The 11,592-nt window shown below is 37.0% G+C and carries 13 protein-coding genes and 1 riboswitch; of the genes, 3 read left to right on the top strand and 10 right to left on the bottom strand.

The window, feature by feature from the left end:
- Positions 1 to 18 precede the first annotated feature (18 nt).
- Positions 19 to 720, bottom strand: coding sequence for a tRNA (guanosine(46)-N7)-methyltransferase TrmB (trmB, locus tag ACGH47_RS01405; RefSeq protein WP_411599005.1), 702 nt, complete (start codon positions 718 to 720; stop codon positions 19 to 21).
- A gap of 271 nt (positions 721 to 991) precedes the next feature.
- Here trmB and ACGH47_RS01400 point away from each other — a divergent pair, with 271 nt between their 5' ends.
- Positions 992 to 1,939, top strand: a complete 948-nt coding sequence (locus ACGH47_RS01400) for a ribose-phosphate pyrophosphokinase (protein ID WP_065558808.1) — start codon at positions 992 to 994, stop codon at positions 1,937 to 1,939.
- Positions 1,940 to 2,025: 86 nt separating this feature from the next.
- Positions 2,026 to 2,610 (top strand): aminoacyl-tRNA hydrolase, encoded by a 585-nt coding sequence (gene pth / locus ACGH47_RS01395; protein ID WP_324100926.1) that lies wholly within the window; start codon positions 2,026 to 2,028, stop codon positions 2,608 to 2,610.
- 91 nt (positions 2,611 to 2,701) lie between these two features.
- On the opposite strand, the gene ACGH47_RS01390 is transcribed toward pth, so the two are convergent.
- Positions 2,702 to 3,145, bottom strand: coding sequence for a DUF3597 domain-containing protein (locus ACGH47_RS01390; protein WP_411622460.1), 444 nt, complete (start codon positions 3,143 to 3,145; stop codon positions 2,702 to 2,704).
- An 844-nt stretch (positions 3,146 to 3,989) separates the two neighbouring features.
- Here ACGH47_RS01390 and ACGH47_RS01385 point away from each other — a divergent pair.
- Entirely contained in the window at positions 3,990 to 4,193 is a 204-nt protein-coding gene (locus ACGH47_RS01385) for a heavy-metal-associated domain-containing protein (RefSeq protein WP_267349770.1), read from the top strand.
- Positions 4,194 to 4,360: 167 nt separating this feature from the next.
- On the opposite strand, the gene thiD is transcribed toward ACGH47_RS01385, so the two are convergent.
- From thiD to ACGH47_RS01345, 8 genes are all read right to left on the bottom strand, one after another.
- Positions 4,361 to 5,158 (bottom strand): bifunctional hydroxymethylpyrimidine kinase/phosphomethylpyrimidine kinase, encoded by a 798-nt coding sequence (gene thiD, locus ACGH47_RS01380; RefSeq protein ID WP_411622620.1) that lies wholly within the window; start codon positions 5,156 to 5,158, stop codon positions 4,361 to 4,363.
- A gap of 8 nt (positions 5,159 to 5,166) precedes the next feature.
- The gene (gene thiE / locus ACGH47_RS01375; protein ID WP_411622459.1) at positions 5,167 to 5,808 is read right to left on the bottom strand and encodes a thiamine phosphate synthase; all 642 of its coding nucleotides are present in this window, start codon (positions 5,806 to 5,808) and stop codon (positions 5,167 to 5,169) included.
- A gap of 12 nt (positions 5,809 to 5,820) precedes the next feature.
- Positions 5,821 to 6,606, bottom strand: coding sequence for a hydroxyethylthiazole kinase (gene thiM, locus ACGH47_RS01370; protein WP_411622457.1), 786 nt, complete (start codon positions 6,604 to 6,606; stop codon positions 5,821 to 5,823).
- A 45-nt stretch (positions 6,607 to 6,651) separates the two neighbouring features.
- A riboswitch (TPP riboswitch) is annotated at positions 6,652 to 6,752 on the bottom strand.
- Positions 6,753 to 6,820: 68 nt separating this feature from the next.
- A complete protein-coding gene (trkA, locus tag ACGH47_RS01365) occupies positions 6,821 to 8,182 on the bottom strand; it encodes a Trk system potassium transporter TrkA (protein ID WP_220215588.1) in 1,362 nt (453 codons plus the stop codon).
- Positions 8,183 to 8,305: 123 nt separating this feature from the next.
- Positions 8,306 to 9,301, bottom strand: coding sequence for a tryptophan--tRNA ligase (gene trpS, locus ACGH47_RS01360; RefSeq protein WP_267380816.1), 996 nt, complete (start codon positions 9,299 to 9,301; stop codon positions 8,306 to 8,308).
- Positions 9,302 to 9,325: 24 nt separating this feature from the next.
- Positions 9,326 to 10,021: a phosphoglycolate phosphatase gene (locus tag ACGH47_RS01355; RefSeq protein WP_267380815.1), complete on the bottom strand. Its 696-nt coding sequence runs from the start codon at positions 10,019 to 10,021 to the stop codon at positions 9,326 to 9,328.
- The gene (rpe, locus tag ACGH47_RS01350) at positions 10,014 to 10,691 is read right to left on the bottom strand and encodes a ribulose-phosphate 3-epimerase (protein ID WP_411590302.1); all 678 of its coding nucleotides are present in this window, start codon (positions 10,689 to 10,691) and stop codon (positions 10,014 to 10,016) included. The genes ACGH47_RS01355 and rpe overlap by 8 nt, the downstream gene beginning before the upstream one ends.
- A 45-nt stretch (positions 10,692 to 10,736) precedes the next feature.
- On the bottom strand, positions 10,737 to 11,552 hold the full coding sequence (locus ACGH47_RS01345) for a Dam family site-specific DNA-(adenine-N6)-methyltransferase (protein WP_267349761.1): 816 nt from the start codon (positions 11,550 to 11,552) through the stop codon (positions 10,737 to 10,739).
- Positions 11,553 to 11,592 lie beyond the last annotated feature (40 nt).

Below are 11,592 nucleotides of genomic sequence, written 5' to 3'. Positions count from 1 at the left end.
AACGGCTCCTTAATAACGTTATTGTTTTTGATACTGTAAATCCCAAACACCATGACCAAGATTTTGACCTCTTTTTTCAAACTTGGTAATAGGTCGGTCTGCTGGTCTTGGAATATAATCTCCTGTTGATGATAAATTTTTATAACCTGTCGCTTGATTTAACACCTCAAGCATATGTTCGGCATAATGTTGCCAATCTGTTGCTAGATGTAAAATACCATTAACTTTTAATTTACGTCTGATAAGTTCGACAAAAGCAGGCTGAATAATTCGACGCTTGTTGTGCCTTGCTTTATGCCAAGGGTCAGGGAAGAATATTTGCACCTTATCTAATGAATTATCTGCAATCATGTTTTCTAAAACTTCGACTGCATCATGGCACATCACATTTAAGTTTGATAATTGATTTTCTTCGATCGCCATTAAACAAGCTCCGACACCCGGTTTATGTACTTCAATACCTAAAAAAGATTTCTCGGGGGCATTTTTTGCCATTTCGATGAGTGATGCGCCCATACCAAATCCAATCTCTAAAACGACGTGTTGATTAGGTTCAAAGTGAATGGGCGATCCCGCATTATATTCGACACCAAAGACGGGCCATAAATTTTGTAATGCTTGTTCTTGACCTTTGGTCAAACGACCTTGTCGTAGCACAAAACTGCGTATTGTTCGTTTCGGTTTTTGTTCTTCAATATCTGTATGTAATTGTTCTGCCATTAGATTATCTACTTGTGTTGTAAAATTGATTTAAACTAATTGAAAGCTACCCTAAAATAGCGATGATTACTTAGTTTACTCGATTTTAAGTTGACGTCAAAAAACATATTGATTACCCATGGACTCTTACACTATTTTGCTAGGCAGGTTAAATTATTTTGATAATTTTTTATAATGTGGTTGAGCATGATCACCAAATGATTATATAATTGTCACTCCGATTTAACCGATTACGGATACGTAATCATGATTACATGCTTGAGGATTTCTCGTGCCTGATATGAAGCTTTTTGCTGGCAATGCTACACCTGAGCTAGCAAAGCGTATAGCTAATCGTCTTTATACTTCTCTTGGTGATATTGTTGTTGGTCGTTTTAGCGATGGAGAAGTGAACGTTCAAATTAATGAAAATGTCCGTGGTGAGGATGTTTTTATCATTCAATCAACTTGTGCACCAACCAATGATAATTTAATGGAATTGCTTGTTATGATTGATGCAATGCGTCGAGCATCTGCAGGTCGTATTACCGCTGTTATTCCTTATTTTGGTTATGCTAGACAAGATCGTCGAGTGCGTTCTGCACGGGTTCCGATCACAGCTAAAGTGGTTGCTGACTTTTTATCAACTGTCGGTGTTGATAGAGTATTAACGGTTGATCTTCATGCTGAACAGATCCAAGGTTTTTTTGATGTGCCAGTGGATAATGTATTTGGTAGCCCTGTGATTTTAGAAGATATGCTTCAACGTGATTTTGAACGCCCAATTGTTGTCTCTCCGGATATTGGTGGGGTGGTGCGAGCTCGTGCTATTGCAAAACTGTTAAATGACACCGATATGGCGATCATCGATAAACGTCGTCAACGAGCGAATGAAGCTGAAGTGATGAATATTATTGGTGATGTTGCTGATAGAGATTGTATTTTAGTCGATGATATGATTGATACAGCAGGAACGCTTTGCAAAGCCGCTGATGCATTAAAAGCACGTGGTGCTAAAAGAGTATTTGCCTACGCAACGCATCCGATTTTCTCGGGTAAAGCCGTCAGTAATATTAAAAACTCAGCCATTGATGAAATAGTCGTTTGTGATACTATTCCATTAACAGCTGAAGTTAAAGCATTGAAAAATGTACGTCAATTAACATTATCAGGAATGTTAGCAGAAGCAATTCGTCGCATAAGCAACGAAGAATCGATTTCTGCAATGTTCCATCAATAATTGATTTTTAATGATAAAGATGCCCCGTTTTTTGGGGCTTTTTAATTTAACATCTTCAAGTAACAACAGCTAACAATTAAAACATCATGACAACCATAAAACTTATTGTAGGACTGGCCAATCCTGGAAATGAATATGCCCAAACTCGACATAATGCAGGGGCATGGTATGTTGATTTGCTTGCACAACGTTATCAACAACCGTTAAAAAATGATCCTAAATTTTTTGGTTATAGTTCACGTATCAATATCGCAGGACATGACATACGTTTATTAGTGCCTACCACGTTTATGAATTTAAGTGGTAAAGCTGTTCAAGCGATGGCTTCATTTTATCAGATAAAACCCGAAGAAATTTTAGTTGCTCATGATGAACTTGATTTAAATCCGGGTATTGCGAAATTTAAATTTGGCGGAAGTCATGGTGGTCACAATGGTTTGAAAGATATTGCTAGCAAATTAGGCAATAATCCAAATTTTTATCGATTAAGAATCGGTATCGGGCATCCGGGTGATAAAAATAAAGTGGTCGGTTTTGTGTTAAATAAACCTTCTAAGCCCGAGCAAGAACTAATAGATAAAGCGATTGATGAATCTGCACGTTGCACGGATATTTTATTATCACAAAGCTTTGAAGCCGCAATGAATCGATTACACTCGTTTAAAGCGTAATGCCGTTGATTGAGTCGAACGAATTACAATATGCTATATAAAAAATCCACCCGAAGACCAGGTGGATAACAAATCACGTAACAATCTTTGATTAAGAAAATAGATGGGTAATATTACCGCCTTTTTCGGCAATTCGTTTAAATACTTCTTTAATTAACCAAGTATTCATTGCAGCGGTATCATCTGTACTACCCGTGTAATTAAGTTCTTTTGCCAATCTTTTACGAGCATCTAGACTATTGTCTATTCCTAATAATTTTAAAAGATCAACAATCGATGTTTTCCAATTAAGTTTTTCAGGAAATTTGCTCGCTAAATTATTAAGAATTGACATAACATCCACGTCCGAAATGGGCGTTTGGTTGTCTGAATGTGGTTGATTTTGATTTTGGTCTTGATTCTGATTATTTGACGCGGCATCTTTATCATGACCGGTAATGCTGTTGACTTGATTTTTAACGGCATCAGCGACATTACCGACAGCCGCTTGAGCACTTGGAAAGATTTTAGAAAAAATATTATTTAAGATACCCAAATTACACCCCCCTATGTTTAAACTGCTTTTGAAAAAAGTGCTTAACTATTCAGATGTACAAAATATCCCCTTTAGTATAACGTTTAACAAGCAATAGTGTCAAAGAAGTTCTGGATTTATAGCATTTTTTGTTGTTAATTCAGAGAGTAAATAAATTAAATGCATGAATAAATTTTTCTATAAAAAAATTATCTTGGCGTTTTAAATTATGATAACCATGGATAAACTTAGATTGTTTACCATTCACTATTAGTGAAAATGATGCTATTAATCCTAGATTGTTCAGTTTGTTATCTGATAATGATTCCAAGTGTTGAACATGAAAAGATGATTGAGATGTTTTTATTTGTGTCCTATAAATTCCAGTTTATTTGAAGCTAAAGTGAATCACGTTGATGAGTAAATCGAAACGATAAAAGAGATGCCTGACAAATTCTAGTTTTAAAAAGTATTGCGATGACAACGTCCAACAAAAAAATTCGCAACATTCACGCAATAATTCGATATGCTAAAGGCAATACCTTATACGCAAAACGATAATATGTCAGAGCCAGTTTTATCAGAATAAAAAATTGTGTATGATAAAAGAAATAATGTCATTGTGGCTTTGTAACTGAAGCATGCTTTTTGCAAACAATATTGTGGACGTTTCAAAAAATTTAGCTTCATTTTTTTACTGTACGCAATCTTTTTTGTTTCCCACAAAGTATGATGAAAACTACTGGGTTTGATTATTTTCAAACGAGTAATAATGCGGGTCAATGGATCGAACACAATTATAAAGCCTACGCTAATTTAGGCGATCCGAATTCTGATAAGATTTAATTGAAAAGAGAGGTCAACTATGAAATTAATTGTCGATAATATGAGTTGTCAGCACTGTGTTAATACGATTACTAAAGCGATTAACGATATTGATCCAAAAGCGAAAGTAACCATTGATTTGGCTAAACATGAAGTTGATATCGAAGGCGGGACCATTTCACAAGAAGCCGCTATAGCGGCTATCAATGAAGCTGGGTATGAATTTGTAGGTATTTCATATTAATTAACCTATATTCAAGCAAACAAATTTGGACGTTAGTTTTTTTATTTATCTGTTTTCATTAACACGTTTAAAACGTCCAAAACCTACTTTACATCCTCTTTTAATCACTCATATTTTGAAAAATTTGAAGAGAGTGTTCGCAAATATGCGTCAATTTTGTTTTTGAATCACCACCAACAATAAAAGTGATGTGTTGGTCCAATTCCTTTACCAATATTTAAATCATCAGCATGGCGTATGGCTCCGTGAAGATATTCTTTCGCCTGTTTAACCGCGTGTTCTAAGCTGTTTTTAGGTAATAAAGCCGCAATAGCGGCTGATAAGGTACAACCTGTACCGTGCGTATTTTTTGTTTGAATTCTTTGCGATGTCATTCGGATTGTTTGGTCTGAGGTGATTAAATAATCGGGACTTTCTTGACTGGCTAAGTGCCCGCCCTTCATTAGTACCGCTTTACAACCTAGTTTAAGTAAATCTTGCCCTTGTTTTAGCATCTCATCTTCATTTTTCGCTTCATCACAATCTAAAAGCGCTGCGGCTTCGGGTAAGTTAGGTGTAATAATTGTTGCCAGTGGCAATAATTGTTCTCGAATGGCGGTAATGGCATCGGGTTTTAAAAGAGCATGCCCTCCTTTAGCAATCATAACAGTATCAAGTACAATCGATGGTATAGGATGATTTTTTAATAACTGATAGACTGTTGTGACAATTTCTTTATTCATTAGCATACCAATTTTGACACTATCAATGTGGATATCTTGATATAAGGTGTTAAATTCTGCTTCGATAAATTCGGTGGGAATTGCCAATACCGCATCAACACCTTGGGTACTTTGTGCGGTTAACGCGGTAATGACAGACATGCCATACGCACCAAGTGCCGAAAACGTTTTGAGATCGGCTTGGATGCCAGCTCCCCCACAGGGATCTGAACCAGCAATAGTTAGGGCTGTAATTGTCATGATGTTGCTTCCTATCTAGCTTGATGTATTTTATTGATTAGTAAGGTGGTTGCTTGTTCAATATTGGATTGACCACAAATAGCCGATACGACTGCAACGCCTTCAATTCCTGTTTGTATTATTTCTGTAACTTTTGTTACGTCGATACCACCAATGGCAACAGCAGGGCAATGTTTGGTTTTGACTAATTGAGTTAACTGCTCAATACCAAGTGCCGAGGAAGCATCTTTCTTGGTCGAGGTCGGATAGACAGGACCAATTCCAATATAATCGACGTTTTGCCAAGGCACGGTTTCAAGTTGTTGCTGATTCGAAACAGATAGCCCTAACCATTTATTATTACCGATCAATCGGCGAGCTACATCAACGGGCAAATCATTTTGACCAACATGCACACCATCTGCATCGACAGCTAAAGCAATATCAACATGATCATTAATCAATAGCGGTACCGATGTCTGACTGAGTGCTTCTTTTAAGGCTAAAGCAGCTTTATACCAATCTTTGCCTGTCAATTCTTGTTCTGATCGTAATTGTACGGCGGTTACACCGTTGGCAACGGCAATTTTGGTTGTGTCGACCATGCCACTGATTCCTCCACATAGTGTCGGATCGAGCACTAAATAGAGAGTAAGATCCAACTTTTTCTGCATGCTACGTCCCTATTAGTATGATGAATAAAATAGTGATAATTGATCTAATAACGATACGGCAAAACTGCCTAATCCAAGCTGTTTATTTGCCTTTTCTCCAGCTTTTTTCATCATAAAGCAAGCGGCTGCTGTGGCTAAAAGTGAATCGGTTGAATTTACAATAAACGCTGCAACCATAGCAGATAAGGAACAGCCTGTTCCGGTAATTTTGGTTAAAGCAATATCACCGCCTGCTATAGCGTAAGTCGTATGACCATCAGTAATATAATCAATGTCACCAGTCATGGCGATGATAGTCTGGTAGTCTTGTGCCAATTGTTTTGCATATTGTAAAGCGGATTTTGTCGAGTCTTGACTGTCCGGGCCTTTTGATGATGCAAATTGACCGCTTAGCGCTAAGATTTCCGAAGCATTGCCACGAATAACGGTGGGTTTAAATGATAATAATTGATGCGCAATTTCGGTACGATAAGCAAGTGCCGAACCAACGGCAACAGGATCAAGTACCCATGGAGTTTGGCTTTGTTGAGCTTGGCTTGCTGCAAGTAGCATACTTTTGGCGGTATTGTGATTAATTGTACCGATGTTAATCAGTAAACTATTAGCAATTTTAACAAATTCAGCCACTTCTTGTTCAGCAATAATCATTGCTGGTGAAGCTCCAATAGCAAGTAGGACATTAGCAGTAAAATTTTGTACAACATCATTTGTTATACAATGAACTAATGGGCGTTGCGTTTTGACAAGATTAATAAAAGGTGTAACTTGTGTGATTTGAAGCGATGTGGTTACTGACATGTTCATTCCTTATTTGATTTATCGGGAAGAATTTGCCTATTGTAAAGTTGAATGGCTAGACTTCCCTACGCTGGTGTTATCCAGATCAGGTTCAACGGGTAAACTCTCAGTTTTTTAATGAATAAAAAACACCCCGAGTCAAAATTATGCTTATATTATGAACTGCCTATTGGCTTTTAACAAGTTTGTATAATAGAAAATTTCGATTTAAATGTTATTGTAACAATTTTTCGATATCGGTAATCGCTCTTCTATCCGGCAAGAAAATAATCAGGTGATCATTCTCTTCAATCGTTAAATCCGTGTTGATAATAATAACATCTTCATCACGTACAACTGCGCCGATTGTTGCCCCTGACGGTAGCTTTAATCCATTGATGTTTTTTCCGACCAGTTTTGAATTTTCTTTATCACCATGCGCAACGATTTCCACAATTTCAGATTCGCCTTGTCGTAGTGATACAACTTTGACGATGCCTGTTTGTCTGACATGACTTAAAAGTTCAGAAATAGTGGCGTGTTGGGGTGAAATAGCAATATCAATCACACTGTCATTAATGAGTTCAAGATAAGCTTGTTTTTGAATTAAGACGATGACTTTTTTAGCGCCCATTCTTTTCGCTAGCATCGATGACATAATATTGGATTCATCATCGCCGGTTACCGCAATAAAAAGATCTGTCAGTTCAATCTGTTCTTGGGATAGCAATTCTTGGTCTGATGATTCGCCATGTAATACCGTGGTATTAAGTAACTGTTCAGCAATGAGTTCTGCTCGTTCAGCATTGCGTTCAATTAGTTTGACTTGATAATCATTTTCTAAGCGCTTAGCCAGTGCAAGTGCAATGCCGCCACCGCCACTAATGATAATTCGTTTATAGGGTTTTTCTAAACGTTGTAGCTCACTGGTCACGGCTTTGATATTGGTAGGCGGAGTAATAAAATACACCATATCGCCAGCTTCAATTAAGGTAGAACCCAGTGGACGAATAAAGCGATTTTTACGGTAGATAGCAACGACTCTGGCTTCAACATGCGGAAGATGTTCTTTAAGCTCTGATAGCTCACTGCCAACTAGCGCGCCACCATAATATGCCATAACAGCGACTAGACATACACGGGTATCGTTGAATGAGGCAAATTGTAATGCGCCTGGATATTGAACTAAATGACTGATGTGGTTGGTAATAAGGTTTTCTGGTGCAATGATATGGTCGATATTGATACACTCTTTATTGAAAAAAGGATATCTTTCATCATTGTATTCCGGTGCGCGGATACGCGCCACTTTTTGCGGAATATTAAACATGACATGCCCTATTTGACATGCCATCATGTTGATTTCATCAGAGTTGGTAACGGCAACAAGCATATCAGCCGATTCTGCGCCAGCACTCTCTAATACTTGTGGATAAGATGATTTTCCACAAATAACTTGTAAATCAAAGCGTTCTTGCAAAGATTGCAATTTATCATGATCTTCATCGACAACAGTGACATCGTTTTGTTTTTCAGTAACAAGATATTCTGCAAGCGCACTGCCTGTTTGTCCTGCCCCAAGAATGATAATCTTCATAACTAACCTATTTTAATTAAATGGCTTTCATCGGATTGATTGTCATTAGGATAATCAATGCCTATATCAAAGCTAATTAATACTGTTTAGTGTTAATAATAATCATGTTTTTTTGATTTCAGACTATACAAAACCGATAGCGTCATAGACCTTTTTCAATGTGATATCCGCTTTAGTTCGAGCTTTTTCAGCGCCTTCTTTCATGATTGAATAGAGGTAATCTTCATTATCACGATATTGGTGATATTGTGCTTGTAAGTGACTTATCATATCAATCACTTGAGTCGCCACTTCCGTTTTAAGATGTCCATACATTTTACCCTCAAACTCTTTTTCAAGTTCGGTGACTGGTTTTCCTGTTACGCCAGTTAATATATCTAATAAATTTGATACACCAGCTTTATTTTTTAAATCATAACGTACAACAGGCGGTTCATCAGAATCGGTCATCGCTCGTTTGATTTTTTTCTCGATGTCTTTAGGATTTTCAAGTAAGCCAATCACATTGTTTCGATTTTCATCAGATTTAGACATTTTTTTCGTTGGGTCTTGTAAAGACATCACTCTTGCACCAACTTTAGGGATAAAAGGTTCAGGAACAGTAAAAATGTCACCATACAGGGCATTAAAGCGCATTGCAATATCACGTGATAGTTCGAGATGTTGTTTTTGATCGTCACCCACCGGTACTAAATTAGCTTGATATAATAAAATGTCAGCTGCCATTAATACAGGATAATCAAAAAGCCCTGCATTAATGTTTTCAGCATGTCGTGATGATTTATCCTTGAATTGGGTCATGCGACTGAGTTCACCAAAATAAGTGTAACAGTTTAATGCCCACCCTAATTCAGCATGAGCAGGTACATGAGATTGTACAAATATAGTGCTTTTTTGAGGATCAATGCCACATGCTAAATAAAGCGCCATGGTATCCAGTGTTGCTTTGCGTAGCTTCTGTGGATCTTGGCGTACTGTGATAGCATGTTGATTTACAATACAATAAACGCAATCGTATTCTTGTTGTAAAGCGACCCAATTTTTTAAGGCACCCAAATAGTTGCCAAGTGTTAATTCCCCTGATGGCTGAGCGCCACTAAATACAATCGGTTTACTCATAATTTATTCCTAATCTATTCATTCTTATTTTTTTGCCTCAGCTTTAGGCAGTGGTAACAAGGTTAATATATCTTTGAAATCGTCAAACAAAAAATCGGGGTCGCTGGTCGCTATGGATACACCATAGTTGTAACCGTAACTTAACGCAACAGTATGGCAGTTAGCATTCTTTGCTGCGGTAATATCATTTTTCGAGTCACCAACAAATAGTAATTGATCGCAAAAGAGCCCAAACGTTGCCATAACCTGATAAAGTGGGGCAGGATGAGGTTTTAGCTTGATAACATCACCACCACCTAGCACCAGTTTGAAATATTCTTTAATGCCTAATGATTCTAATAAAGCAGGTAAAAATTGTGCAGGTTTATTGGTAACAAGTGCTAAGGGATAATGATTATCATAAAGCACTTTTAAGGTCTCTTTAACATGTGGAAAGAGTTTTGTTTCTGCATCGATAACTTTATCATAATGCTGATTAAAGCAATTTTTAGCTTGACTAAACAATTCTGCTGTTGGGGTAATATCGATTGCTTTAAAGGTACGTTCTAACATAACATCGATGCCATTACCTACCCAATTTTTAACTTGATCTTTGCTAACAGTAGGTAATTGTAAGTCGGCAAGCATTTGCTGAATTGCTAATGCAAGTCCGGGTACACTATCAACGAGTGTGCCATCCAGATCAAATGCTATTGCTTGAATGTCATCCAGTTTAGGCATATTTTACTCCTGCTAATGCTTTTCGCATGGCATCAATAACTGATTTATAATCAGGCTGACCAAATATGGCAGACCCTGCAACAAACATATCAGCGCCTGCTTGGGCTATTTCTGCAATATTGTCGACTTTGACGCCCCCATCTATTTCAAGTCGTATATTTTGACCTGATTCAATAATACGTTGTTTAACTTGTCGTAATTTTTTTAATGTTGACGGGATAAAAGATTGCCCACCAAAACCAGGATTAACTCCCATTAATAACACAATATCAATTTTATCCATTACATAATCTAAATGATCTAACGGAGTAGCCGGATTAAAAACTAAACCAGCGGTACAACCATGATCTTTGATAAGTTGCAACGTTCGGTCAAGATGAATCGTTGCTTCGGGATGAATAGAGATATTGCTAGCTCCAGCTTTTGCAAAAGAGACAATAAGTTCTTCGACAGGGGATGCCATTAAATGGACATCGATTGGGACTTTTATTCCGTAGTCACGTAGTGCTTGGCAAAACATTGACCCCATTGTCAAATTAGGCACAAAGTGATTGTCCATGACATCAAAATGAATTACATCAGCCCCTGCTTCAATCACTTTTTGGGTTTCTTCACCTAAACAAGCAAAATTTGCTGAAAGTATTGACGGTGCAATAATAAACTCTTTCATAACATACCTCTAATCATACAAGCCAATACTCAAATGTTTTTAGGATTATTTGTATAGCGCTAATATTTCATCAATTTTTTTTCGACCTTCACCATCACAGCTTATTGAGCGTCGCATTTCAGCTCGATAAAGGTGGCGAGCTTTACTATATAACGTTCTTGTATAATCAGTATCATGATTGGATACAAGCACTGGAATATTGTTTTTATAAGCCATTTTTTCGGCTAATTTAGAGAGTTTTTTATGTTCTTCATAGCCAAAATTATTTGAATAATATGCCGTAAATCCAGCCGAATCATTTGGCGATAAATAGGGCGGATCACAGTATATCACAGAATTTTTCTTTGCTTTTTTCATGACCTCTTGGTATGGGGCACAGATAAATTCCGCATTTTGTGCTTTTTTTGCAAAAAAGTTTAGCTCTTTCTCAGGAAAATAGATTGTTTTATAGCGACCAAATGGCACATTAAAAAGTCCACTGTTGTTATAACGACATAGACCGTTATAGCAATGACGATTTAAGTAAATAAATAATAACGATCGTAAATACTGATCTTTACTATAATTAAATACGTCTCGTAGTTGATAAAATGCCTCAGGCTTATTGTTCTGAGGTTGGAAAAATATTTTTAGATCATTAATAAACTCATTTGGTTTTGATTTCAATAAATTGAATAATTCAATTAAATCATGGTTAATATCAGCTAAAAGGTAGCTTTTATAATTGGTATTTAAGAAGACCGAACCTGCACCAACAAAAGGTTCAATCAGTTGATCTCCTTCTGGTAGATACTGCCTAATGGTGTCCACAAGCTCATATTTTCCTCCAGCCCATTTTAAAAAGGCTCGTTGTTTTTTCAAAGGATACTCCTATTTTGTCTTTGGTAGGATAAATGAACCA

The sequence above is a fragment of the Gilliamella sp. CG16 genome, assembly GCF_046635785.1.
Lineage (GTDB): Bacteria > Pseudomonadota > Gammaproteobacteria > Enterobacterales > Orbaceae > Gilliamella > Gilliamella apicola_I.
This window is presented reverse-complemented; position numbering and strand designations above follow the sequence as displayed.

Bases quoted from the DNA above. Each gene is read 5' to 3' on its own strand.
- trmB (WP_411599005.1), bottom strand. From the start codon at position 720: ATGGCAGAACAATTACATACAGATATTGAAGAACAAAAACCGAAACGA.
- pth (WP_324100926.1), top strand. From the start codon at position 2,026: ATGACAACCATAAAACTTATTGTAGGACTGGCCAATCCTGGAAATGAA.
- ACGH47_RS01385 (WP_267349770.1), top strand. From the start codon at position 3,990: ATGAAATTAATTGTCGATAATATGAGTTGTCAGCACTGTGTTAATACG.
- thiE (WP_411622459.1), bottom strand. From the start codon at position 5,808: ATGCAGAAAAAGTTGGATCTTACTCTCTATTTAGTGCTCGATCCGACA.
- thiM (WP_411622457.1), bottom strand. From the start codon at position 6,606: ATGTCAGTAACCACATCGCTTCAAATCACACAAGTTACACCTTTTATT.
- trkA (WP_220215588.1), bottom strand. From the start codon at position 8,182: ATGAAGATTATCATTCTTGGGGCAGGACAAACAGGCAGTGCGCTTGCA.
- trpS (WP_267380816.1), bottom strand. From the start codon at position 9,301: ATGAGTAAACCGATTGTATTTAGTGGCGCTCAGCCATCAGGGGAATTA.
- ACGH47_RS01355 (WP_267380815.1), bottom strand. From the start codon at position 10,021: ATGCCTAAACTGGATGACATTCAAGCAATAGCATTTGATCTGGATGGC.
- rpe (WP_411590302.1), bottom strand. From the start codon at position 10,691: ATGAAAGAGTTTATTATTGCACCGTCAATACTTTCAGCAAATTTTGCT.